At 39.9% G+C, this 24,348-nt stretch carries 23 protein-coding genes; 8 read left to right on the top strand and 15 right to left on the bottom strand.

Annotation, left to right across the window (positions count from 1 at the left end):
* The 13 genes from VB797_RS06950 to VB797_RS07010 form a co-directional block, all read right to left on the bottom strand.
* Window positions 1-1,698 (bottom strand): efflux RND transporter periplasmic adaptor subunit, encoded by a 1,698-nt coding sequence (locus VB797_RS06950; RefSeq protein WP_323236931.1) that lies wholly within the window; start codon window positions 1,696-1,698, stop codon window positions 1-3.
* Between the two features lie 171 nt (window positions 1,699-1,869).
* On the bottom strand, window positions 1,870-2,784 hold the full coding sequence (locus tag VB797_RS06955) for a hypothetical protein (protein WP_323236932.1): 915 nt from the start codon (window positions 2,782-2,784) through the stop codon (window positions 1,870-1,872).
* Window positions 2,785-2,938: 154 nt separating this feature from the next.
* Window positions 2,939-3,403, bottom strand: a complete 465-nt coding sequence (locus tag VB797_RS06960; protein WP_323236996.1) for a hypothetical protein — start codon at window positions 3,401-3,403, stop codon at window positions 2,939-2,941.
* Window positions 3,404-3,732: 329 nt separating this feature from the next.
* Complete coding sequence (locus VB797_RS06965; RefSeq protein WP_323236933.1) at window positions 3,733-4,074, bottom strand: DUF5615 family PIN-like protein; 342 nt, start codon at window positions 4,072-4,074, stop codon at window positions 3,733-3,735.
* Between the two features lie 3 nt (window positions 4,075-4,077).
* Window positions 4,078-4,404, bottom strand: a complete 327-nt coding sequence (locus tag VB797_RS06970; RefSeq protein ID WP_323236934.1) for a DUF433 domain-containing protein — start codon at window positions 4,402-4,404, stop codon at window positions 4,078-4,080.
* Between the two features lie 167 nt (window positions 4,405-4,571).
* Complete coding sequence (locus VB797_RS06975) at window positions 4,572-6,500, bottom strand: efflux RND transporter periplasmic adaptor subunit (protein WP_323236935.1); 1,929 nt, start codon at window positions 6,498-6,500, stop codon at window positions 4,572-4,574.
* 745 nt (window positions 6,501-7,245) lie between these two features.
* Window positions 7,246-7,629: an arsenate reductase, glutathione/glutaredoxin type gene (arsC, locus tag VB797_RS06980; protein ID WP_323236936.1), complete on the bottom strand. Its 384-nt coding sequence runs from the start codon at window positions 7,627-7,629 to the stop codon at window positions 7,246-7,248.
* A 56-nt stretch (window positions 7,630-7,685) separates the two neighbouring features.
* Window positions 7,686-8,336 (bottom strand): arsenical resistance protein ArsH, encoded by a 651-nt coding sequence (gene arsH / locus VB797_RS06985; protein WP_323236937.1) that lies wholly within the window; start codon window positions 8,334-8,336, stop codon window positions 7,686-7,688.
* Window positions 8,337-8,497: 161 nt separating this feature from the next.
* Entirely contained in the window at window positions 8,498-9,913 is a 1,416-nt protein-coding gene (locus VB797_RS06990; protein WP_323236938.1) for an FAD-dependent oxidoreductase, read from the bottom strand.
* A gap of 50 nt (window positions 9,914-9,963) precedes the next feature.
* The gene (locus tag VB797_RS06995; protein WP_323236939.1) at window positions 9,964-10,650 is read right to left on the bottom strand and encodes an MIP/aquaporin family protein; all 687 of its coding nucleotides are present in this window, start codon (window positions 10,648-10,650) and stop codon (window positions 9,964-9,966) included.
* A 57-nt stretch (window positions 10,651-10,707) separates the two neighbouring features.
* Window positions 10,708-11,886 carry an ACR3 family arsenite efflux transporter gene (arsB, locus tag VB797_RS07000; RefSeq protein ID WP_323236940.1) on the bottom strand — a complete coding sequence of 393 codons (1,179 nt, stop codon included), beginning with the start codon at window positions 11,884-11,886 and terminating at the stop codon, window positions 10,708-10,710.
* A gap of 31 nt (window positions 11,887-11,917) precedes the next feature.
* Window positions 11,918-12,970: a PstS family phosphate ABC transporter substrate-binding protein gene (locus tag VB797_RS07005; protein WP_323236941.1), complete on the bottom strand. Its 1,053-nt coding sequence runs from the start codon at window positions 12,968-12,970 to the stop codon at window positions 11,918-11,920.
* A 121-nt stretch (window positions 12,971-13,091) separates the two neighbouring features.
* Window positions 13,092-13,412: a metalloregulator ArsR/SmtB family transcription factor gene (locus VB797_RS07010; RefSeq protein ID WP_323236942.1), complete on the bottom strand. Its 321-nt coding sequence runs from the start codon at window positions 13,410-13,412 to the stop codon at window positions 13,092-13,094.
* 436 nt (window positions 13,413-13,848) lie between these two features.
* Between VB797_RS07010 and VB797_RS07015 the strand changes: the two genes are divergently transcribed.
* On the top strand, window positions 13,849-14,058 hold the full coding sequence (locus VB797_RS07015; RefSeq protein WP_323236943.1) for a hypothetical protein: 210 nt from the start codon (window positions 13,849-13,851) through the stop codon (window positions 14,056-14,058).
* On the opposite strand, the gene VB797_RS07020 is transcribed toward VB797_RS07015, so the two are convergent.
* Window positions 14,045-15,313, bottom strand: coding sequence for a transposase (locus VB797_RS07020; protein ID WP_323236944.1), 1,269 nt, complete (start codon window positions 15,311-15,313; stop codon window positions 14,045-14,047). The two genes, VB797_RS07015 and VB797_RS07020, sit on opposite strands and share 14 nt — an antisense overlap.
* Window positions 15,314-15,337: 24 nt before the next feature.
* Between VB797_RS07020 and tnpA the strand changes: the two genes are divergently transcribed.
* The 5 genes from tnpA to VB797_RS07045 all read left to right on the top strand — a co-directional run bounded on the left by tnpA (window position 15,338) and on the right by VB797_RS07045 (window position 18,072).
* The gene (gene tnpA, locus VB797_RS07025) at window positions 15,338-15,745 is read left to right on the top strand and encodes an IS200/IS605 family transposase (protein WP_323236945.1); all 408 of its coding nucleotides are present in this window, start codon (window positions 15,338-15,340) and stop codon (window positions 15,743-15,745) included.
* Window positions 15,746-15,834: 89 nt separating this feature from the next.
* Window positions 15,835-16,053 (top strand): hypothetical protein, encoded by a 219-nt coding sequence (locus VB797_RS07030; protein WP_323236946.1) that lies wholly within the window; start codon window positions 15,835-15,837, stop codon window positions 16,051-16,053.
* Between the two features lie 46 nt (window positions 16,054-16,099).
* Window positions 16,100-16,537: a protein tyrosine phosphatase family protein gene (locus VB797_RS07035; protein WP_323236947.1), complete on the top strand. Its 438-nt coding sequence runs from the start codon at window positions 16,100-16,102 to the stop codon at window positions 16,535-16,537.
* A gap of 474 nt (window positions 16,538-17,011) precedes the next feature.
* Window positions 17,012-17,347: a four-helix bundle copper-binding protein gene (locus VB797_RS07040; protein WP_323236948.1), complete on the top strand. Its 336-nt coding sequence runs from the start codon at window positions 17,012-17,014 to the stop codon at window positions 17,345-17,347.
* Between the two features lie 272 nt (window positions 17,348-17,619).
* Complete coding sequence (locus VB797_RS07045) at window positions 17,620-18,072, top strand: DUF305 domain-containing protein (protein ID WP_323236949.1); 453 nt, start codon at window positions 17,620-17,622, stop codon at window positions 18,070-18,072.
* 228 nt (window positions 18,073-18,300) lie between these two features.
* On the opposite strand, the gene VB797_RS07050 is transcribed toward VB797_RS07045, so the two are convergent.
* A protein-coding gene (locus tag VB797_RS07050; protein ID WP_323236950.1) for an IS630 family transposase occupies window positions 18,301-19,175 on the bottom strand; the annotation gives its coding sequence in 2 pieces (ribosomal slippage) (window positions 18,301-18,843 and window positions 18,846-19,175; 873 coding nt in all).
* A 268-nt stretch (window positions 19,176-19,443) separates the two neighbouring features.
* Here VB797_RS07050 and VB797_RS07055 point away from each other — a divergent pair.
* A complete protein-coding gene (locus VB797_RS07055) occupies window positions 19,444-22,830 on the top strand; it encodes a helicase-related protein (protein WP_323236951.1) in 3,387 nt (1,128 codons plus the stop codon).
* Window positions 22,831-22,837: 7 nt separating this feature from the next.
* Window positions 22,838-23,854 (top strand): PDDEXK nuclease domain-containing protein, encoded by a 1,017-nt coding sequence (locus VB797_RS07060; RefSeq protein ID WP_323236952.1) that lies wholly within the window; start codon window positions 22,838-22,840, stop codon window positions 23,852-23,854.
* Window positions 23,855-24,348 lie beyond the last annotated feature (494 nt).

A 24,348-nucleotide genomic window follows, 5' to 3' on the forward strand; every position in this document is an offset into this window, starting at 1 on the left:
TTATGAATCCGATTCTATGTGACTAATTTGAGTTTTTGATTCGTGATGATTATTTTCAATTTGATTAGGATTTTGATATTGAATTTCTTCTAACTCCGGTGGTGTAATAAATTCATTACCCAACCCTCCAGCATAAGCTGCAACCATGTGGTTTTGGCTGCGACGACCAGACCAGATACCTATTGCAAAAGCACCACCAGCAACTACAGTTCCTCCCAAGCTAGCCATTAACCATAAAGGTAGGGGAAAGTTATTAGTATTAGTTTCTTGCAATTGCGAACCTTCATCTTCCGAGTGTTCGTCTTCTTTTTTATTACCACCCCGTAAAGACTGAGCGTAAAGTTGCGTAGCACGCTGGGTAACTACTGCATCCCCCTCAAATAAACCGCTGGTAACTTCGATTAAATTTCCAGAAGTTTGACCAAATTCAGCTTCAAGAGATTGAAAAGCGTTACCATTTTTGACGTAGATGATTTTTTTGCCATTGACATCCACCACAGCAGAAGTAGGAATTGCCAAAACTAACCCAGGTGTCTTATCCGTAACTACTTCCAACTCAGCAAACATTCCTGGTTTAAGTTGCCCGTTGGTATTATTAACTTCAGCTTGTACGGGTACTACTTGGGTTTCTCCTTCTACTACGGAACCAATGCGCTTAATCCTACCTGTAAAAATTTGATTGGGTACGCTAGCAACCTTTACATTCACTGGTTGACCGATTTTTACTTTATCTAAATCTTTCTCATAAATATTTGCTGTAGCAAAAACCTCGCTGTCATTAGCTATGGTCATCAACTTGCTACCCGCATCTTGAAATGATTGACCGATAGTGACTTGCCTGTCAGTAACTTGACCGCGAATAGGAGCCGTCACCGTAACCAATCCCTTTTTATTAGCAATAGCTCCTAATTGAGCTAATCGAGTTTGATAAGTAGTATTACTAAGATTAATCCGCTCTTTTGCTATCTTGACAGCCGCTTGAGCGCGTTGAACTTGATTTTCCGCTTCAATCACATCTCCGCGACGATTGGCTTTAGCGAGTTCGGCTTTAGCTTGCGCTAACTGAGTTTGAGACTCTAAAGCAGTGCGACGCGGTAAAGCACCATTAGTAGCTAATAAATTGTCTTTATTATATTTTTCTTGAGCAAATGCAACTTGACTTTGCGCTTGAGCTATTTCTGCTGTCGCGATATTTTGATAGCGACTATAATTTTGTTGAGCTAGCTTTAAATCTGCTAAAGCTTGTTGTAAATCTGCTTGACCTTGTGCTAATTTCTCTTGGGATTCAACCCGCAAATTCACGAAGTCAGGGCTAGTTAAAACAGCAACAGGTTGACCTTTCGTTACCCTTGCACCTGGTTCCACCAACAACTCAGCTACCTTTGCTCCAGAAATTGGGGTTGTTACCTCCACCTTTTGACTGGGTAAAGTTTCGATTTTACCCGTTGTTTTAATGCCAATGTCTAAACGCTGAAGTTTTACAGATTCAACTTTAATTCCCAAGCGTTTCGCGGTTTGCTCGTCTACTTCCACTTGCCCGCTTGATTCACTTCCACTTTGAAATGCACCGCTTCCGTGGTCGTGACCTGCACCTGCTAACACAGACGTTGGAGTGTTGAGTAAAAGTAAACTCAGCGTTAACGTAGAAATAAAATTCAGAATTGGTGCAGAAGTTGGGAAATAGCTGGAGATTCGCATAAACATTATCTTTTGTGAGCTGATCTCTACAGATGTTGGCATTGAATGAGATGCTCCTATAAGTACAATGAGCTACTACTAAACTTTCTTTTCCAATTCTGGCACTGTGAAATGAAAATTCGATGAAATTTTTCGCTGATTTTCTTCTAATATTTAGATTTTGCGTGATTGTTATTGTACATCTACCCAATAATCAGCAGTAACAATTTTGCCGTTACGATTGAATTGACCCCACATTTTATATTTTCCCGGTTGGGGAAAGCTAGTGATGAAATGAATCTCACCAGGGGGAGTATCTCTCAATGCATGAGCATGAATATAGTTTGCTTCAGTTAGCGGTGCTGATTGTTTCAGGATAACTAAATGTCCTTTTTCTCCTAAGTAATTTTGTAAATCGTTCGGTGGTTGGTTGCTGTTAGCATCTAATAAATTAAAAATTAAATGTACTTCTTGTCCAGCTTTAATATTAGGTTGAGATAATTTGAGGTTAGCTTTAGTATTACCAAAGGTTTTATTTGTTGCTAAATCGATTTTTGGCTTACTAGGATTTGTACCTGGAACTTGGACTGTCAAAGTTGAAACTTGTTCTGCTTTTCCAGCGACTTTGTAATCACTAAATAGTGTATAACCACCTGGTTTGGGAAAATCGGCTTGAACCTCAAAGCGTCCGTTTCCTTTGTATGTCGGATGAATGTGATTGAAAGACTCAAAGTCGTCACTGACAACAATCAGATGCATTAATTTTTCTTGGAATTTATCGAAATTAGCAATAGACTTACCTTGTCGATCTTTGATATCAATCCCTAGAGCTACAGGTGTATTAACATTAATTTTATCCGGAACAGTTAATTTAGTTGTGGCATTTGCGGCTTCCAATTTAGAATCAGAAGAATGACCACCATGACCCCCATGAGGATTTTCCTTTGTTTCAGGAGTCATAGAACCACCCATGTTATGACCTTCATGAGGATTAACATCGGCGACAGTAGTATTATTATTAACTGTCGGACTACTAGAAACTTTGCTTGCACAACCAGCAGTAATCGCAATTGAAGTAATCGCAAGTGCAGTTAAAATACGCTTCATTTTTTCTCCAGGTTGCAAATTTTATTTAAAAAACGTTATGTCTTTTTCGTTCATATCGGAATTATTCCGAATTCCTCTTCTTCCCTCTTACTCAGCGTCCTCTGCGTCTCTGCGGTTTTATTATCAAGTAATCTTCCGGAAGAAAGTAATCGACTTACTGATTAAAATTAAACCGACCGTTTACTTTTTCACTGCCAACATCTGCTGTAACTTTTACTTGGTATTGACCTACTGCACCATTTTCTAACATAGCAGTATAGTGCTTGCCGCTCGCGTCATAAGTGAAAGGAACTGTCTTTTGCGTTCCATCAGGTGACTGAATATCAGCCGTAACGTTAGCATTTGGAACTGTTTCGTGTTTATCGCCTGTTTGCAAGAATAAATCTAAATGTGTTGCATTAGCTTCTTTTTCAGGTACTAACTCTAAATGATATTTTCCAGATTCAACAACTTGTCCACCGTTGCTTTTACTATTGTGACTTGCAGCATCAGTTTTACTTACGGTTTCAGTAGTACTACCATTTGTATTGCTGCTATCAGAAGCTTGATTACTACAAGCACCTAAAAATAATAAACTTGTACTAGCTAGAACTATAAAGCCTAATTTGAGCGATCGCATTAATTTACTTCTCATTGTTAATTAGATAAAATTTCAATATTCTCGATTGGTCACTATATCTAATCTCCACGACAAAGATGAAATCAAGATGAAATTTATTTTCTTTTGTGAGGTAGTAGTCAATTTTACAAATTCCATCGCATTGACTTCTTGGTGATGAGAGATATTGGGATTGCTTCCTTAGATCGCAATGACAGTTAGGTTTTTTTCGTTGTGGGGTTTGGGGTGCGATTTGTTGAATTGATTGGAAAGTGCGATACTCACTTCTGAGTGGCTGATGCCCGAAGCGTTAATTTATTGGTGGTTTAGGATATTGCGATCGCCATAAACTACGTAACCGGACGTACCACACGAATTAGCTTCCCTTGTAATGATTCTTCTGCTGTTACAGCCTTATCGATCCGTGCTGCAAACTGCTCCCAATTCCGATTGTTGGTACAAACAATAATGCCGAAATGCTTATCATCACGACGATGCAAACTGATAAAATCATCTCTATTGATAGTTAAGATTGCCCTTTCTTGGCTGACGGCAAACGCTAACACTTGATCATCTGGTATGCTTTGGTTAGCCTTTCCTGCTTCTCGAACTGTTAAAACATCATGCCCCGAATTACGTAAATGCTCCACAACCGGAAACGGAAACTGCTCATCTGCGTAGAAACGTGCCATCTACTAGGCTACCTCATTACGCTCGATTGCCAATTCAATTTCATCGGGATGAGCTTTTGCATACACCCAAGCATTTGCTAAATCTTTAGCAGTAATACTTGGATAGCTGATTAAAAGGTCAGCATCACTATATCCGAGATGGCGAGCTTCCAGTAGTACCCAAACTGGAATACGAGTTTTTGCAATCCGTGCTTCTCCACCACAGACTCTGGGTGTTTTCTCAATTCCTTGCCAATTGCTACCCAAACTTTGAGCAAGTAACTGTATGATTTGTACTTTTTCGTCGGGACTGAGGGCAAGAAGTTGTTGCTCTAATTCTTGGAGTGTCACAAATTTAAATCCCTCACTATTTTGCCAAGCTACTTTTTATATTCCCATTATAGAGGGGTGCGATACTCACTTCTGAGTGGCTTGCCGCCCGAAGCGTTAATTTCTGTTTATTTATGCCGACTTACTTACTCAATTTGACAAATTCCCACGGCTTTTCCCAGAATTAGTTAAATTTTATTTTCTGGTTGATCGGAGACAAGAACAACCTGCTCGCGATCGTCCAAATAAATCTCCGCTTCAGTTTCAAAGTTTGTAGATTCTTCGTAAGCAGCATCAACTGCTACAAAACTGGAACCCTTTCGACGATTTCGTAAGAAATTCCCACCCACAACACCTAAAATAGTTATTAACGAGCCTCCCGCTGCTGTTATTAACAACAAGGGTATAGGCAAACTGTTACTGTTACTCTGCATTACTTCGGTGTGAAGAGTACCTGCTTTCTTATCTTTTTCCTTAGCACTTCCACCCCGCAAAGACTGAGCATAAAGCTGCGGCGCACGCTGTGTGACAATCATATCACCCTCAAATAAACCAGCCTTAACTTCGACCATATTCCCCGTTGTTTGTCCTAAACTGACTTCCGTAGGCTGGAAAGCATTTCCATTTTGCACATAAACTGTTTTCTTCCCATTCACATCTACAACCGCAGAATTGGGAATTACCAAAATATCCGCCTCGGTTTTGTCTGTAAGTACTTCCAATTCAGCAAACATTCCGGGTTTGAGTTGTCCGTTCGGATTATTAATTTCCGCTTGGACGGGTACAATTCGCGTTTCTCCTTCCACAACCGAACCAATGCGGCTAATCTTTCCTGCAAAAGTAATGTCAGGGAGCGAAGCAACTTTTACTATTACCTTTTGGTTAGTTTTTACTTTGTCTAAATCTTTTTCATAGATATTCGCTGTCGCAAAAACTTGATTATCATTAATAATTGTCATCAGCTTGCCACCAGCATCTTGGAGAGATTGACCGATGTTAACTTCGCGGTCTGCAACAATGCCATCAATGGGTGCTGTTATCGTTATTAGCCCTTTAGCATTAGCAGTGGTTCCCAACTGTTGCAGTCTAGTGTTGTAAGTAGTATTACTTGAATTGATTCGTGAATTTGCAACTTTGACATCGGACTGTGCGCGTTTGAGTTGCGCTTGTGCTTCTAAAACATCTCGACGGGCAATAGCTCTTTTAAGTTGAGTTTGTACTTCCGCTACACGGGATTGAGAATCTCGTAATTCTCGCAGTGGCAAGTCAACTTCAGCCTTTTTGACTTCAGATTCCGCTTGAACTACTTCTGGACTGCTTTTTGCTCTCGCAAGTTCTGCTTTTGCTTTGGATAATTTAGCTTGAGATTCTAGCATTTGTCGTCTCGGCAACGCACCTTTTTCAACTAATTCCCGATCTCGGTCATATTGTTCTTGAGCCACTGCTACTTCTATGGTGGTTTGTGCTACGTTTGCCGCAGCTATTTGCCGCTGCCGTTTGAGGTTTTCTTGAGCTACTTTGAGAACTCCACGCTGGTTTACTAATGCCAAGTCGCGGTTATATTGGGCAGTTGCTGCTGCTAATTGGCTGCGCGTCTGTGCTATCTCAGCATCAGATATTTTTTGCTGACGGTCTAGATTTTCTTGGGCTAATTTCAAATCGGCTTGTGCTTTCTGTAATTCCCCTTGTGCATCCGCTTGTTTTTCTTGAGAACCTACGCGCAACTCTACTAACTCAGGCGAAGCTATTACCGCTACAGTTTGACCTTTTTTAACTTTACTGCCTGGTTTTACCAGTAGTTCAACTACTTTGCTCGTTAGGGGTGCAGTCACCTCAACTCTTTGGTCTGGTAAAGTTTCAATTTGTCCTGTAGTTTTTATTCCTATATCCAACCGTTGCTTTTTTGCAGGTTCAACTTTGATGCCTAATCGATTAGCGGTATCGATATCAACTTGTACTGAACTAGGTGTACCTGCTGCGTCGCTTCCGCTTTGAAATTCGTCTCCATGTCCAGCGTGTGCCATTACTGATAGGGGAGCCAGCAACGATAGGCTCAAGAATGTGCCAAAAATGCAACGAATTGCTGTAGATTGTTGGGAGCGGTAGGATTTGACCATATTAATCAATAATATTAGCTGGAAAATAGAAATTATATTTATAGTTTTTAGATAAAATACCTTTGGTATTTAGTGTCTTTTCAGTACTTGATTACTAGTGTGGCACTGCAAAATGAAATTAGGATGAAATCAAGAAGATTCTCAGCACTGACAAAATTTTTCAGGTTATATTCTAATTCCCTTGCTAAGAATCACACTTATTGGGTAGTTGACAAAAGAAAGCCAGAACGATAATTGGAGTTATATCTGACCGGAAATTAGCAGCTTCCTGGACGTGCAAGCTTGATAATACTAATGATTTAGTGCGGAAAGAAGGGGAAAGTGTTAATTAAATACACTCTTTTTTATTAGGTGGTGTGCGACTGTTGTTCTAACTAGATGAAAACAGAACTTACATAACTGGCATAAATAATACCTGAAGTATTTTCAAAGAATTACTATTTCTAGATCGCCCTATGAAGGGAAGAGGCTGCCGACGGCAGCCTCTTCCTAAGCTGTTAACTTTAATTGAATTTTCACGTTTTCAGTTCACGCAACTCTTAAATCAGCATAAAGCTTATGGAATAAGGATTTTGACCCAAAGTTTAAACACAAATCGTGTATGATTTTTTAGCCTCCAAAAAGGTACAGAGTCAACAGCCTAGCCTCTTCCCCTCCCTCCTCAGCATGATTATCATTCTTCTCACAATTAATTTCTGCATTTGGAAGTATTAACATTCTGCACTTATTTTTAACTTGTGAGAAACTAACTCAAAGTTTCAATTAACTTTATTACTCGTTGTTTAACTTCCTCGCGGATACGACGATATGTTTCAATATCTCCGCCTTCTGGGTCATCTAATTGCCAGTCTTCAAATATATCTCTTGTCACCCATTCTGGTGGTAAATTTACACCGCAACCACATAAAGAAATTACGGCATCATAATCTTCTGGATTAAAATCACTCAAAGGTTTGGATTTTTGATTGCTGATATCAATACCAATTTCAGACATGATTTCTACAGTTTTGGGGTCTACAAAACTCGATTCTAAACCCGAACTAGTAACGCCTATTTTTCCTTCACCCAAAGTACGAGCGAATGCTTCCGCCATTTGGGAACGACGAGAATTCTTTTTACAAACAAACATCACTTTTTTCATGGTATTACCTATTGTGAGACTAATGAACAGTTAAGTGGAAAAAACTAAAATTTAGGCAGACAAGTATCCGCACTGATACCTGCTTTGATTGCTTCTTCTTTGCGTTCGCTGTAGCGGTTGGTCAGATAATCTGCTTCAGAACGCAACAGCAAAGTAAATTTATACAATTCTTCCATGACATCAATAATGCGATCGCGATAAGGCGAATCTTTCATGGTTCCGTCTTCGTTAAACTCTTGGTAAGCTTTAGCAACGGAAGATTGATTGGGAATGGTAAACATTCGCATCCAACGTCCTAAAAGGCGCATCGAATTTACGGCATTAAAAGACTGAGAACCACCGCTGACCTGCATTACAGCCAAAGTTCTTCCTTGAGTTGGTCTAACTGCTCCTATATTTAAAGGAATCCAGTCAATTTGATTCTTGATAATACCAGTCAGATTACCGTGCATTTCTGGAGATGACCAAACTTGACCTTCTGACCATTGACTTAATTCCCGTAATTCTTGGACTTTGGGATGGGATTCAGGTACGCTACCCCGAATCGGTAAGTCATGGGGATGAAAAAACTTAACTTCTGCACCAAATCCCTGAATGATTCTGGCTGCTTCTTCTGCTGCAAGCCGACTGTAAGAACGCTCTCGCAACGAGCCGTATAAAAATAATATTCTGGGTGAATGATTGAAATCGGTCATAATTATTGAATTAACGGAAATCTACAGACGATTTGACCAAACAATTGTCAATTCGCAATTCGCAATTCGCAATTGATAATTACTACTACCGGCACAAATTGGATAATTGCCTAATTTTGGGGTTACAAGCCCCCACTGAAACGAAGTTTAGTGGTCTTCAATCAGTTGGCTCTCCCGCTCCCACTGATTTTAATTGCGAATTGCGAATTGGTAATTGCGAATTGATTTGACTGGTGTTTTACCCAAGCTTGGGCAGCCATTTGTACGGGGTCCCAAGGACTAGAAAGGGGTGGTGTATAACTAAGGTCGAGTTCGCTGATTTCTTCCACCTTCATGTTGTGGAATATCGCACTCGCAAAAATGTCAATCCGCTTGGCAACCTCCCCTTGATAATGTCCGGCAATTTGAGCGCCTAAAAGCCTTCCAGTTTGGGAATCTCCCGTAACCAGAATGTGTAATTTCTTTGCTCCTGGGTAATAAACTTTGTGGTCCCAAGTTTCAAATTCAACAGTTAAAGGCTTAAATCCTGCATTCTGGGCTTCCGAGTCTCGCAAACCAGTGCGGGAAACAGCCATGTCAAAAATTTTTACTACCTGAGTTCCTAACGATCCAGCAAATTGGCGATCGCCACCAACCGCGTTTTCTCCGGCAATTCGACCTTGTTTATGTGCTGTAGTTCCTAAAGGAAGATAGATATATTCGTTTATCAGTCGGTGCAAAGTTTCTACACAGTCTCCGGCTGCATAAATATTGGGGACGTTTGTTTCCATCTTGCGATTAACTTGAATTGCACCGCGCAAGCCTGTTTTCAAGCCTGCGGATTCAGCTAAATCGGTTAATGGTCGCACTCCCACCGCCACAATTACCATGTCAGTATTTTTATGGAAGTTATTAGTCCCTGATACTACTAACTGCTGCCCAACTTGTTGAATCGCGTTAACTTCAACGCTACTAGCTACCTCAACTCTACGACTTCCTAACTTAGCAGCAATCAAATTTCCAATACTGGCATCAACTGTTCTCATTACGCTGGGAGAACGTCCCACTACAGTAACGCTCATCCTTCGGTGATTCAGAGCATCTGCCATTTCTAAACCGATGTATCCATCACCGATAATTACTGCCGATTGCGGTTGTTCAGTAGTTAAATGTTGGTAAACTGCAAAACTATCAGCCATCGAATGCAACAAAAACACTCCGGGCAAATTTAATCCATCAATAGTAGGCTGAACGGGTACAGCACCAGTACCAATGATTAACTTATCGTAAGTCAACCATTTTTCTTGATTTTCTGCGTTTACTACTTTCACCTTTTTTTGTTCGGCATCAATACTCAAAGCCTTGTGGTTGAGTAATAAATTAATACCCGTTTGAGTAATTTCCTCCGATGTGCGGTGTGCTAAATTTCGCCAATCTGGTACTTCACCACTCAGATAAAAGGGAATACCGCAAATACTGAAATTAGGGTAACTATCAGCTACAACAATTGTGACATCAACCGTTGCATCTAATTCCTTCGCTCGTAAAGCTGCACTAATACCTGCATCGCTGCCACCAATAATTAATAAATGAGTCATGGGGGAATTACTATTTCTTGCAATAAAAATTACATTTTTTGCATCACCAGTCACCTAACATCCCGAAACCCGTTAGAAAGATACCAATACACTATTACCGCTAACTGCGCTCCAATAATTGGCGCAATCCAATATACCCACTGATATTGCCAAATTCCTCCTACTAACGCTGGAGCAAGAGAACGAGCCGGATTCATGCTTGCACCCGTAATTGGTCCCATAAAAGCTGCTTCCAAGCCTACAGTTAAACCTATTGCTAAACCTGCAAAACCTATATGGGCGCGACGGTCTAAGCCAGAACCAAAAATTACCAGCATGAGAATAAAGGTCAGTATTATCTCTAAGACAAAAGATTGCGACCAATTGTTTTCTAAGGGTATAGTTGCCCCTAAATTGGCAACTCGTCCCAAACTAATTAGCAGTAAAGCTGAAGCAGCTACAGCACCAATAGATTGTGCCACAATATACGGAACAACTCGATATCTGGGAAAGAAGCCACTTGTCCAAAATGCCAAGGTAACAGCGGGGTTAAAGTGTGCGCCGCTAATATGTCCCAAGCAGTAAATCATTGCAGCAACTACGGAGCCAAACACAAAACTAATTCCAATATGGCTAATAGCACCTCCACTAAGGGAATCAACCATTACAGCGCCCGTTCCAGCGAATACTAAAATAAAGGTTCCTAGTGCTTCTGCCAATGTTTCTCGGCGGGAAATTTCTTTGAGAAATGACTTCATATCCCCAGTTTTTGCCTGTTTCTTTTACAACTCCCTATCCTCGGACTGACAGTCGTTTTACCTCGTTGAACTATCGTTATTCATCCGTATAACTAAAGGAGGGCGCGGGTCGCGTAGAGTCGCCTTTTCTGGTTCCCGTGGAAACCAAACAGCAGTACGCTTACAAAATTCAACCAGCATCAACATTACTGGTACTTCAATCAAAACCCCTACTACTGTTGCCAAGGCTGCACCGGAATTCAAACCAAATAGCATTACTGCCGTAGCGATAGCAACTTCAAAGTGATTGCTAGCACCAATTAAAGCTGCTGGTGCGGCATCTTCGTAAGATAAATCTAGCTTCAGCGCTGCTACATATGTAATTAAGAAGATGAAGTTGGTTTGGATAAATAGGGGTACGGCGATTAATAAGATGTGTAAGGGATTTTTAACAATTAGTTCGCCCTTAAATGCAAACAATAGTACCAAAGTTAACAGTAAAGCGGTGATAGAAATTGGAGTTAGATACTTTAAAAATCGCCTCTCAAACCATTCTCTACCTTTATTTTTCATAATCCAATAACGGCTGAATATCCCGGCTACTAAGGGCAATCCCACGTAAATCAGCACCGATAACACGATTGTTTGCCAAGGAACAGCTAAATTGTTCGCTGCTAGCAACCATCTACCCAAGGGTGCGTATAAAAACAGCATAGCCAGAGAATTCACCGCTACCATCACCAAGGTATGTCCTTGGTTGCTGTAAGAAAGATATCCCCACATCAACACCATTGCGGTACAAGGGGCAATTCCTAACAAAATCGCACCAGCAATGTAGGAATTTGACAGCGCAACTTCGCTACCGCGAATTATTTCACTTCCCTCAATCAAAGGACGAAATAACCATCCTAAGAAAAACTGAGCAAACGCAACCATCGTAAATGGTTTAATCAACCAGTTGATTACTAAGGTGAGAATTACAGGCTTGGGAGCGCGGATAGCATGAACAGCTTGGCTGAAGTCAATTTTTACCATGATGGGATACATCATGAAAAATAAACACACCGCGATAGGAATAGATACCTGAAACACGCTCATAGCATCCAATGCCGTTGCTATCCCAGGAAATGTTCTTCCCAACGCAATCCCGGCAATAATGCATAAAAATACCCAAACTGTGAGATATTTTTCAAAAAAGCTCAGATTGCTCCCAGCTTTAACTGGTGCTTTACTTGCTTGCGAATTATTCGTACTCATCTGTAAACCCTAAAATATCTACGGTTAACTGTTAAAACTCGGCTCGTTTCCGCAATACTTCATCGATAGTTAAATCCAGTCGGGCTTCTCCCTCAAATACCGTTCCCGCTTTGCCTCTAGTAAACTGAACGTTATCTAGGTAATAAGCTTCTTTGGATAAAGGTACATACCCTACAGAACTTACAACTGTCGGCGCTTTTTCGATATAGAAATTTACAAAGTCTCTCACCCCTGCTTTCTTTTGAGCAGACTTAATATTTACATAGATAAACAGAGGACGAGAAAGTGGTTGATATTGTACTTTTTCAACGGTTTCTCTTGAAGGTAATACTGCTCCCTTACCGTTATCTATTCCCAAAGCTTTTAATTTATCTTGGTTTTGTTCGTAATACGCATAACCGAAATAACCTAATGCATTTGGGTCTTTACTGACACCAGAAACTAGAACCTCATCGTCTTCACTGGCTGTATAGTCGTTGCGACTATCACCCGATTTACCGACTACCGCTTCCGTAAAGTAGTCATAAGTACCCGACTTATCCCCAGCACCATATAAATTCAATGGTCGATCGGGAAAAGAAGTACGTACCTGCTTCCAGTTGGTAATCTTTCCTTGGGCTGATGGCTCCCAAATTTTCTTTAATTCCTCTATAGTGATATCTTTTGCCCATGTATTTTGAGGATTCACCGCTACAGTCAAAGCATCAAAGGCTATAGGTAGCTCGGTAAATATTACGCCATTAGCAGTACAGGTTTTCAATTCCTGCTTCAGAATCGGACGTGAAGCGTTACTGATATCTGTTTCTCCTTTACAAAATCTTTCAAAGCCACCTGTAGTACCGGAAACGTCTACTTTTACTTCTGCTTGATTCTGTTCTTGGAATTCTTTAGCTATAGCCTGTGTAATTGGATATACCGTACTCGATCCATCAATTTTGATTGTCCCAAGTGCTTGGGAGTTAATAACCTCAGATGCTTTTTCCTGCGGCTGAGTTTTGCTAGAAGTGCTAGATGTGTTGGTACAACTAGCTGTCAAAACCAATACCCCCAACATCAGAGCCATTTTCCTTGCTGTTGCTTTCATGGTATTTACTTACATAATTGGCTTTAAGGGAATATATACATGATTATTTCAAAAAAAATTGATATATCAAGTAAACGATATCACAATCTAGAATTCATATCAAAAAAAATTGATATGTTTGTTAAGAATCTTTACAAGGAGGTGCGGGTAATACTTGGTTGATGAGACGGTATTGGGCGAGGTAATGCTCTAAAACCTCGAACTGAGCCGAGTTGAGGCTGTAGTAAATCCAGCGTCCTTCCTGACGAGCATAAACTAAACCAGCTTTTTTAAGAGTTTTGAGATGAAAAGATAGCTTAGATTGACTTACCCCTAAAATATCGCACAAGTCACAAACACACATTTCTTGTTTTCTAAGCAATTGCAAAACTTTAATCCGCAGTGGCTCAGAAAGAGCATGAAAGCCAGCAATGATGATATCGTTTGTATAAGTAACTTGCATTGCTGTAAGTTGAAATTATTGAACTGCATTTCCATCTTAATTTATATTTGATGCGAAATTTTGTGCTGAAACTACCTTGCTCCGCTTTTGTTTTCAGACATGGATATTTAAAGACGAAGTAACTTTCAAAAGTAGACGAAACCGCAAGCTGAATATTAAAACTGCAATTTATAAAAACCTAACAAAATTTCATTCTGATTTCATTTATGGATGAAAAAATGATATTAGTGAAGCAGTTGCGGTGGTGAGGCAGCGCGGTCTTGGGGGTCTCCCCCATGAGCGACTGCCGAAAGGGTTCCCCGGCATAAGCAAACTGCTGAACCCGAAGGGTGAAGAGAAAGTATTACTAATATACTTTTCACGTTAATCAATTGACTCTATAGTCAGCTAGAGACTGTAACCTTAATAGAAATACTTTAACAGGGAAATAAAGAAAATGAATTTACGCAATAAAACTCTTGCCAGTGTAGCTTTTGCGGGTTTAACGATAGTTGGCTTGAGTACAGGAATCCCAACCCAAGCTCAAACAACTCAGGAGAAACCAACTATTCTCGTTCAAAAAACACAAATGAACCCAGAGCAGATGCACCAGCAGCATCGAGAAATGATGGGAGAAGTGACAACTCCCACCGTCAACCGCTTTTAGCGGTCTGACGGGGGCTTCTCAGATTTACAAATGAGACTTGCTGCTTCAACGGTTGGGTATCCCCTTGACCTCCACAGCCAGAAAACGGTAGTCCAACCGTCCTTAAAGCTCGATTCAATATATTAATTCCGCTATTCCAGTCACGGTCGATAATTAACCCACAACTACAGCTATGAACTCTATCGCTCAAGTCTTTTTCCACCCTTTCACCGCAGGACGAACACTCTATGCTTGTCCCTCTGGGGTCGATTCCAACCGTATGCTTGCCGCATTTTACTGCTACTGCTTGCAATATCTGAAGGAAGCTTCCCCATGCTGCGTCCGTTATCGACTTGGCAAGTCGGGTACGAGCCAAACCTTTAATGCTCAAATTTTCAAATCCAATCAAGTCATAAGTTCGAGCCAGCCAATGACTGACAGCATAGTGAAATTCTTTACGTTGACGGGCGACGTGAAGGTGATGAAGCGCTACAAGCAGCGCCTGCTTTTTGTAGTTATTAGACCCTTTTTCTTTACGGGCAAGTTGTCTGTGTGCGCGGGTTAAAGTGGCTTGACATGAGCGATAGTGCGTCTGTATCTCAATACTTTGTCCGTCTGACGTTGTTAAAAACTTCTCTAACCCTACATCTATGCCACAGCTACTCTTAATTTCACCTACGGGCAACGGTTCTGGGACTGCCGCATCTTCTAAAGCAAAACTGACATACCAGCCGTCAGCTTTACAAATGATTGTGGCTTGCTTAAGGCTGAAACCATCAGGGATAGGACGGTGCAGTATTAGATTAATCTCACCAATTTTTGAAAGCTTTAAGCAGTTGCTATTTAAGTGCGCTCCTGCTTTTGCAGAGTTGACTCGCGGGAAAGTAAATGAGCAAATATCGCCTCGTTTTTTAAAGCGCGGCTTGCCTCCCCTCTTGCCTTTGGCATCTGGTACAAGCCACTTCTTCCATGCTTTGTCTAACCGCATTAAATTCTGCTGTTGGCAATCAGCATAGATGCTTTTATATTCCGAAAACAGTTCTTTAGTTGTTTTTAACCCCGATGATTGAGTGTAATAATCTACTTTTTCTGGTATCTCCCCAATTGGCTCACTTACTATACTGCAACGGTCAATTGACGTGCGAGTACGGCGCAACCAGTCCAACCTTTGTCCAAGGGCATAGTTCCAGTGCCGCCGCAACAACTCACCCCAGAGCGCCATAGTTGCCGCTTGGTCATTTGTGGGATTGAGTTTGTACTGGTAGGTGAGTAGCATATAAGTATTATACCACTTACCGCCATGACTTTAAACAAAGGCTATCGTACTGTTTACGACTTAAATATTCACTTGGTGCTTGTTACTAAATATCGCAAAAAGGTAATCAACAAAGCAATGCTTTCACGCCTGCATGAAATATTTGAATCAACTTGTACTAAGTGGCGCAGCCAATTAAAAGAGTTTAACGGTGAGCCTGACCACGTTCATTTGCTGATTAACTATCCGCCCGATGTAGAGGTGAGCAAGCTAGTTGGCAATCTCAAAACCGTTTCTAGTCGGTTAATCCGCAAGGATTTTGCTGATGTTTTAGACCGGATATATTTCAAACCCGTATTTTGGAGCGGGGCTTATTTTGTCGCATCTTCTGGAGGTGTAACCATTGAGGAACTTAAAAAGTATGTTGAGAACCAGCATTCCCCGATTTGCTAATTTCGGGGGGTTCGACCCCCACGAGGGGCAGCCCTCCTATCCCCCTCACCGTCAAGCTGCGCTGTGACGGGAGTACCCCGGAGGTCTAGATGGGAAAAATGCAGGAAAATATGGGACAAATGCAACAGAGAATGGCGCAAATGACTCCCGAACAAATGCAGCAGATGATGAAAAATATGACTCCCGAACAAATGCATCAGCATCATCAACAAATGATGGGGAACATGAAACAGATAAATCAAATGATGGAACAGATGAACCAGGGAATGGGAGAAAATGGTGGGATGAAAGAAAACTCTAATCCCTAACAAGCGCAGCCAATGAACCATCCAATGTAGATAATGGTAGGTTTAGATGGAAAACACAAAAAAAATTAATGATGATGTGACGGTAACTGGACAAGTAACACCAGAACAGTTACAGCAAGCAGCGAAGTCAGGTTTTAAGTCCGTATTAAATTTACGCGCACCTGACGAAAAAGGCTTTCTGAAAGATGAACAACAACAAGCCCAAAGCGTTGGTCTAGAATACACCAATATCCCTCTTGAGGTAGATACAGTTAACGATGAGCTTATCGACCAAATATTAGAACAAATAGACCAACTACCCAAACCCGCACTCATTCATTGTGCCAGTGGAATGCGAGCCGGAGCAATGACATTGATGAATATTGCAGTACATCAGGGAATGACACCGCAAGAAGCTTTTGAAACTGCCGAGAAGCTAGGGTTTGACTGTAGTAGCTCCCCTAAACTCAAACAAATATTTGAGGAATACGTTGCTAAACATTAACAGCCTACTTATGGCGACTCTAATATCAAATGCTTTCGTAGCTAAAGACTTTTCAATTTAAAATCAGGTATTTCGTGGCGTTTTGCCGAAGGCGTTTAGCTCCACTAATCGCGCTTAAGAAAATTCTGCAAAATACCTAGAAATAGATTATAACTTATGCCTTCATCTTGTTTTTTTATTAGATTTTGGAGGCATAAAAAAGGTTGTAAATTTAAATTTTGTAAATGTTTTTTAATCTTTAAAATATATTTTTCATAGTTGAAATATTAATTTATTTGAACATAACAAGATTTTGATAAGAATAAAATTGCTGTATTACCTATAAAAGCGTAAATACATACAAATATGAAATCAGCATGAAATAGGAGTATTTCTTTTGACAGAAATTTTATTTAACTCTAATGATAGACGCGAAACAAAGGAACAATTACCTATCAATAGGTAAACGTCCATGTTGAAACAGGAAATAAAATTATGCTTTTAGTTCACGAAAAATACCAATCTAGCTTTGATGTCGCAATGCGTTGTGTAGTGGAATGCGAACACTGTGCTGAAGCCTGCATGGGTATGTCAGAGATGGTGCAATGCGCTCGTAGCTGTCTAGATTGTGCAGAAATCTGTCGTACTGCGGCAACATATATGGTGCGTGGTTCGCGTTACATTCCTCACTTAGCGCGTGCTTGTGCAGAGATTTGTGAAGCCTGTGCCACTGAATGCGAAAAGCATGATGCAGAACATTGCAAGAAATGTGCAAAAGCCTGTCGCGATAGTGTAGAACAATATCGCAAAATTGCTGCTGTAGCTGCATAAGCTTTTCACTTACCAGTTATGAGCGAACAGTAAACAGTCAAATAAATAGTGAGTAGTACTCAACTACATGAGTTTTCCAGGGTTTCTCGTAGTGCGTGTGCGTAAGCGCAGATTCGCGTAGCGTGTCCGTTAGGACATACGTCCCGCTCGCTGGTTATAAATAGCGAGCAAGATGCTCTCACTACGAATGTGTTACCCCTCAACAATAATGTGGCGAAATAGTATTTGTTTATAACTGTTAACTGATTTAAACTCACAAGGAGATATATAAAATGGAATCCAAATCTAACAACAAGCCTTATATTAGCCTATTGATTGCACTGATAATTTCTTACGTTGTAATGATAGGCATTATGCTTTCGCGGGTTAACGAGTTTGATAACTTATTTATCAGCCTTAACCAAGTGTATATGTCAGGACTGATGGTATCGACGATGCTACTTATCATGCTGCTAGCAATGGGTTCCATGTACAAGAACAAGAAATTAAACATCTTACTTCTCATCGGTGGAACAGCATCGATATTATTGTTCTGGACTCTTGTACGAACGCAAGCAGGAGTAAGAAACCAACAATTTTTGCGCTCGATGATTCCACATCACGCTGCTGCTATTTTGGTATGCCAGCAAGCATCGCTGACAGATGCGCGTATCAAGGATCTCTGTACGGAGATTGTCAGGACACAAAAAGAAGAAATAAGGATTATGAAATCACTTATGAAATAGTTTGAGTAATAGCTGCACGTAGTATCAGGAATCGCCGCAAATGTCACAAAACTCCGATGGTGGGTGACACTAAGTTGTTTGTTACGCATTTAATTTGTATAAGACAAGATCGTAAGATGCATGTCCTTACGGACACGCTGCGCTACCGCACTACAATGTTTTCACGGTTATGTCCTACGGACACGCTTCGCTAACGCATTGTACAATTTATAGCAACCGCCAGGTTGCTTAGGACGCTAAGCTCAGGACGTACTCCATTGCCTCCCGCAAAGTAGGGAAGTATTTGAGTTGCTTTCGGATACGACTTTTTAACCAAGACCAGCAGCGCTCAATCTTGTTCAAATCAGGAGAGTAAGGTGGCAGATACAATACCTCACAATCAGCAGCCTGCACTAATTGTTCAATGCGCCCACCTTTGTGAAAGGTGGCGTTGTCGATCACTAGCTTCTGCCCTGGCTTTAATGATGGAATCAAGCAGGTTTCTAGCCATGTCTCGAAGATTTGACGGTTGCAAGCTCCTTCAATCGTAAACGGTGCAAGCAACTGAGTCGAACATAATGCTGCAATCATATTGACTCGACCCGTTCTTCGACCTGACTTTAAATCATAAAAACGTTCCCCGATCTGACTATAACCATAACCATAATCGTCACGCTCATCCATGCCAGACTCGTCAGCGTACACAATCAACTCAGGCTCGACGGTAGCGAGGTTTTTGAGGAACTCTTGTCGTTTTTCTTCATCTCTTTCGCGATAGCCATAAGTCTTTTTTTTCGCGTAAATCCGATTTTCTTCAGTCCTCGTGAGATGGTGCGATCGCTAATCTCGTCCTCCCACAGTTGAGCCATCTCTACCTGAGTTTTGTCCCCGTGGGTTTCTACGAAGGCTCGAAATTTCTTCCAGTCGGTGATTTTATGACCATTCCCTCGACCCACCCTGACTTTGGCATTATAGTCGCCCGTTTCTCTTCGACGTTGAAACCATGTATTAATTGTATTACGACTAATGTTAAACAATTCGCTGGCTTCACAACGCTTCATCCCATCGAGTTCAATTGCCTCAATTACTTTTCGTCGCAGATCATAACTGTAAGGGTTTGCCATATAAATGTAGAAACTAATTACTTCTTCATCTATTTTACGTCCTAACCCACTTGGCGGTTGCTATAGCTGCACATCAGCTTACAACCTAGCATCGATAAATTTAAGGGAACAAGCTTAATTGCTTAGGACTACACTAACAAAGCCCACTTGCGCGAGCTAAATCAGGCACTTTATAGTTCATTTGTTCGCATTGAAAGGCTTTACAAGCGAGCTTATACTCATAGAGCAATATAAATAGGGATCAAAACTCCCAACTTGCTGCTAAATCATGCCACGTATCTTTGACAACATCGATTTACAACTGCTACCAATTTTGCGTGACACTCTCAAAGTCTCCTATCGGGCTGATTTTTGCGTGGGTTATTTTAACCTAAGAGGTTGGCGCAAGCTTGATGATTTAATTCAGCAGTATGTAGGTGAGGAAGCTTCTTGCTGTCGCTTGTTGGTGGGAATGCAGGGTTTACCCAGCGATGAGGTGCATACGGCTTTTACTCTTGGTGCAACTCCTGGTAGGCTTGATAATAGCACTATTATTCGTTTAAAGAAGAAGATAGCACAGGAATTTCGCCAACAGCTTACCATCGGTGCGCCAACAAACGATGATGAAGTGGGTTTACGTCGTTTAAGTCGTCAATTAAAAACCCAGAAATTAGTTATTAAATTATTCTTAGCTCATCCTCTCCACGCTAAATTGTATCTTGTCCATCGTCATGACCCTAATAGTCCCATAGTTGGGTTTTTAGGTAGTAGTAATTTAACTTTGGCAGGATTGAGAAAACAAGGGGAATTAAATGTTGATATTTTAGATCATGATGCTACGAATAAGTTGCAAAAGTGGTTTGATGACAGGTGGAAAGATTATGGTTGTATTGATATTTCTAAAGAATTAGGAGAGATAATTGATAATAGTTGGGCCAGGGAAGAATTAATTCCTCCTTATCATATTTATTTGAAGATTGCTTATCATTTATCCCATGAAGCGATCGCAGGACTTTCTGAGTTCCGAATTCCTCGTGAATTCAACAATTTATTTGATTTCCAAAAAGCAGCCGTGCAATTAGCAGCACGTCATGTAACTCGACGTGGTGGTGTGATTGTGGGTGATGTGGTGGGGTTAGGAAAAACGTTGGTGGGAACTGCATTAGCGAAAATATTGCAGGAAGATTGTTTACTTGAAACCTTGATTATTTGCCCGAAAAATTTAACTTCAATGTGGCAAGAATATGTTGATAATTATCGACTTTATGCCAAAGTTATGTCGATTAGTAAAGTTCAAAATTTATTACCAGAATTACGTCGCTATCGAGTTGTATTAATTGATGAAAGTCATAATTTACGCAATCGAGAAGGTAAAAGATATTGTGCGATCGCAGAATATATTACAGCCAATGAAAGCAAGTGTATTTTACTTTCGGCAACACCATATAATAAAACTTATCTTGACCTTTCTGCTCAATTAAGATTATTTGTTCCCGAAGATGAAGATTTAGGATTTAGACCGGAAGCTTTAATTAATCAATTGGGTGGTGGTTCGTTAGGAGAATTAGAATTTATTCGGAAGCATCAATGTTCGGTAAAGTCTCTTGCTGCGTTTGAAAAAAGCGAACATACCGATGATTGGCGAGAATTAATGAAGCGGTATATGGTACGACGGACTCGTTCGTTTATTAAAGATAATTATGCTCAAACTGATGAATTTGGACGGAAATATTTAGAGTTTTTTAATCAGGAACGTTCCTATTTTCCTAACCGTTTACCGCGCACGATAAAGTTTAATTTAGATACTGCTAATGACCCATATTCTTGCCTTTATTCGCAAGCAGTAGTTGAAGTAATTAATCAATTAAATCTACCGCGTTATGGATTAGGAAACTATGTAGGTAAACCGAAACAACCACCAACAGAAGCCGAACAAAGACAACTTAATGGTTTATTTCGGGGTGGACGGAGGTTAATGGGCTTTTCACGCACTAACTTATTTAAACGTTTGGAAAGTAGCGGCTTTGCTTTTATTCAATCAATTGAACGTCATATTTTACGTAACTTTATTTATTTATACGCTTTAGAAAAAGGATTTGATATTCCCATTGGAACTCAAGATGCGGAATTATTAGATACGAGAAATAATGATGAAGATGCTGATTCAGTTACGGCAAGTTTATTTGATGTGGAAACTGAAGATGAAGCTGATGAAACTGCTTTAGAAGATAAAGTAGAGAAATTGACCGAAAAAGCTTTCCGTCAACAAGCAGAGTTTATTTACCAAGAATATAATACCCGATATCAACGCCGTTTTAAATGGTTACGTGCGAGTTTATTTGATATCAAAAAGCTGAAGAAAGATTTATTCGATGATGCTAAAGCTTTAATTGACGTGCTGCAAAATGTTGGTGAATGGAAACCAAATCAAGACCAAAAATTGATAGCTTTGGTAGATTTATTACAGAATATACACCCCGATCAAAAGGTACTAGTTTTCACTCAATTTGCCGATTCTGTACGCTATATTACAGATAACTTACAAGCAAATAATATTACTAATATAGCAGGAGTCACGGGACAATCAAAAGACCCTACGGAACTTACGGGAAGGTTTAGTCCTGTTAGTAATGGTAAGCAGAACCAGGTTTTAAAAAATCGTGAATTACGTGTTTTAGTTGCTACTGATATTTTAAGCGAAGGACACAATTTACAAGATTGTGCAATTATCATTAATTGGGATTTACCTTGGGCAATTATTCGCTTAATTCAAAGGGCTGGACGGGTTGATAGAATAGGACAAAATGCGGAGAAAATCATTTGTTATTCATTTCTTCCTGCGGAGGGTGTGGAACGAATTATAAATTTACGGGGACGACTCAAGCAAAGATTACAGGAAAATTCTGAAGTTGTAGGAACCGACGAAGCATTTTTTGAGGATGATAACGCACAGGTAATTCTCGATTTATATAATGAGAAATCGGGTATTTTGGATGGAGAAGAGGATACAGAAGTTGATTTGACATCGGAAGCATTTCAAATTTGGAAAAAAGCCACCGATGATAATCCAGGTTTGAAAAAAGTTATTGAAGAAATGCCGAATGTAGTTTATTCAACTCGTTCTCATACTCCCCAACCAGTACAACCGGAGGGGGTATTAATGTATATGAAAACGACTGAAGGTAATGATTCTTTAATTTATGTCGATCGGGATGGTAATAGTGTTACTCAGTCGTTATTAGCTATTTTGAAAATGGCAGCTTGCGATCCATCGACACCAGCAATAGCTAAGAATAAACAACATCATAATTTAGTAAAAAAAGGTGCCGAATTACTAGCTGAAGAAGAAAAAAATATGGGTGGTCAATTAGGTAGACCATCGGGTGCAAGATTCCGCAGTTACGAACGATTAAAAAGTTACGCGCAGGAAATGAAGGGGACTTTGTTTGTTACGGAAGAGTTATTAAAAGCCATAGATGATATTTATCGTTACCCCTTAAGACAATCTGCGATCGATAATTTAAATCGGCGCTTACGAAGTGGTATTAGTAGTCAACAACTGGCGGAATTAGTAGTAGCTTTGCGGTTAGATGATAGACTGTGCATTGTCAGTGAAGAAAGTGAGAAACGAGAACCTCAAATTATTTGTTCTTTAGGATTATTTGAAGGAAAGTAAAGATTCTATGACTGAATTAGGTGCAAGCAATTACGGACAACTGCTAGCTGAAGTCAAACAACGTATTCGGACAGCACAATATGAAGCATTGAAAGCAGTTAATAAAGAATTAATTGCCTTGTATTGGGATATTGGTAGGTTAATCATTACCCGTCAAGAGGGAGAAACTTGGGGAAAATCGGTTGTCGAGCAATTAGCTTCATATTTACAAACGGAGTTTCCTGGTATTAGTGGGTTTTCTACTCGTAATATCTGGAGAATGCGCGATTTTTATCTAACGTACCATGCTGATGAAAAACTGTCACCATTGGTGGCAGAAATTGCTTGGACTCATAATTTGGTAATTATGGAAAAATGCAAAGATAGTTTAGAACGAGAATTTTATATTCGTGCAACTCGTAAATTTGGCTGGACAAAAAATGTTTTGATTAATCAAATTGAAAATCAAAGTTATGAGAAAACACTACTTAACCAAAATAACTTTGAGCAAACAGTTTCAGAAGATATTCAGAACCAAGCTAAACTTGCAGTTAAAGATGAATATACTTTTGACTTTTTGGAATTAGCTGATGAGCATAGCGAGCGACAATTAGAACAAGCAATTTTAGCAAGAGTTGAACCATTTTTACAAGAAATGGGTGGAATGTTTACTTTTGTTGGTAGTCAATATCGCTTAGAAATTGGTGATGAGGAATATTTCATTGATATTTTGTTGTATCATCGACTTTTAAAATGTTTGATAGCAATAGAGTTAAAAATTGGTAAGTTTCTACCTGAATATGTAGGAAAAATGCAGTTTTATTTAGCTGCTTTAGATGACAAGGTAAAGTTACCAGATGAAAATTCATCGATTGGAATTATTCTGTGTAAATCGAAGAATAAAACCATTGTTGAATATGCTTTGAAAGAATCAAATAAACCTATCGGTGTTGCAACTTACCAAATTTTATCTAAAGTTCCTCAAGAACTCAAAAATCAGCTTCCAGCACCCGAACAAGTTGCGAAGTTATTAGAAGGTTTTTAAAAATTGAATATACCTCAAAATATTTGCGATCGCACAACTACCCCCCAACCAAAACGCTTTTCCCTGTCTAGAAATAATACTTAATTTTAAAACAATAAATTGTAATATTTTTGCGCCATTTTTCTATAACACTTAGGTTCTATTTTACCGAGTCTATTTTTCTACGTAATTACCTCAAGTCTGCGAATGTCTTGCTATTCAAGCTTTTGAAAGGCGATCAACTAGTGCGATCGCAATTAGATGGAAAAGTTATTTTTATACCACTAAATTTTATCCTGAAATATACTAGCACTACCAGTGTATAACCGCACACAGCGTTATCAATACGGAAGTAAAAACACTGAGCCGTTTTTGTTTCTTTAAAGGTTATCACAGGAACAGTATTATTACGTCTATATAACTAAACCTTGGCTTTGCAAGGGTTGTAGCTCCAAGACTCCGGTCTATGGGCGGATTTTTTATGCTTATTTTTCCTACACAAAATTATCTTATTT

The organism is Rivularia sp. UHCC 0363 (genome assembly GCF_034931125.1).
Classification (GTDB): Bacteria; Cyanobacteriota; Cyanobacteriia; order Cyanobacteriales; family Nostocaceae; genus Rivularia.

Coding starts and splice junctions, on each gene's coding strand:
- VB797_RS06950 (WP_323236931.1), bottom strand. CDS start 1,698: ATGCGAATCTCCAGCTATTTCCCAACTTCTGCACCAATTCTGAATTTT.
- VB797_RS06955 (WP_323236932.1), bottom strand. CDS start 2,784: ATGAAGCGTATTTTAACTGCACTTGCGATTACTTCAATTGCGATTACT.
- VB797_RS06960 (WP_323236996.1), bottom strand. CDS start 3,403: ATGCGATCGCTCAAATTAGGCTTTATAGTTCTAGCTAGTACAAGTTTA.
- VB797_RS06965 (WP_323236933.1), bottom strand. CDS start 4,074: ATGGCACGTTTCTACGCAGATGAGCAGTTTCCGTTTCCGGTTGTGGAG.
- VB797_RS06975 (WP_323236935.1), bottom strand. CDS start 6,500: ATGGTCAAATCCTACCGCTCCCAACAATCTACAGCAATTCGTTGCATT.
- arsC (WP_323236936.1), bottom strand. CDS start 7,629: ATGTTTGTTTGTAAAAAGAATTCTCGTCGTTCCCAAATGGCGGAAGCA.
- arsH (WP_323236937.1), bottom strand. CDS start 8,336: ATGACCGATTTCAATCATTCACCCAGAATATTATTTTTATACGGCTCG.
- VB797_RS06990 (WP_323236938.1), bottom strand. CDS start 9,913: ATGACTCATTTATTAATTATTGGTGGCAGCGATGCAGGTATTAGTGCA.
- VB797_RS06995 (WP_323236939.1), bottom strand. CDS start 10,650: ATGAAGTCATTTCTCAAAGAAATTTCCCGCCGAGAAACATTGGCAGAA.
- arsB (WP_323236940.1), bottom strand. CDS start 11,886: ATGAGTACGAATAATTCGCAAGCAAGTAAAGCACCAGTTAAAGCTGGG.
- VB797_RS07005 (WP_323236941.1), bottom strand. CDS start 12,970: ATGAAAGCAACAGCAAGGAAAATGGCTCTGATGTTGGGGGTATTGGTT.
- VB797_RS07010 (WP_323236942.1), bottom strand. CDS start 13,412: ATGCAAGTTACTTATACAAACGATATCATCATTGCTGGCTTTCATGCT.
- VB797_RS07015 (WP_323236943.1), top strand. CDS start 13,849: ATGAATTTACGCAATAAAACTCTTGCCAGTGTAGCTTTTGCGGGTTTA.
- VB797_RS07020 (WP_323236944.1), bottom strand. CDS start 15,313: ATGCTACTCACCTACCAGTACAAACTCAATCCCACAAATGACCAAGCG.
- tnpA (WP_323236945.1), top strand. CDS start 15,338: ATGACTTTAAACAAAGGCTATCGTACTGTTTACGACTTAAATATTCAC.
- VB797_RS07030 (WP_323236946.1), top strand. CDS start 15,835: ATGGGAAAAATGCAGGAAAATATGGGACAAATGCAACAGAGAATGGCG.
- VB797_RS07035 (WP_323236947.1), top strand. CDS start 16,100: ATGGAAAACACAAAAAAAATTAATGATGATGTGACGGTAACTGGACAA.
- VB797_RS07040 (WP_323236948.1), top strand. CDS start 17,012: ATGCTTTTAGTTCACGAAAAATACCAATCTAGCTTTGATGTCGCAATG.
- VB797_RS07045 (WP_323236949.1), top strand. CDS start 17,620: ATGGAATCCAAATCTAACAACAAGCCTTATATTAGCCTATTGATTGCA.
- VB797_RS07055 (WP_323236951.1), top strand. CDS start 19,444: ATGCCACGTATCTTTGACAACATCGATTTACAACTGCTACCAATTTTG.
- VB797_RS07060 (WP_323236952.1), top strand. CDS start 22,838: ATGACTGAATTAGGTGCAAGCAATTACGGACAACTGCTAGCTGAAGTC.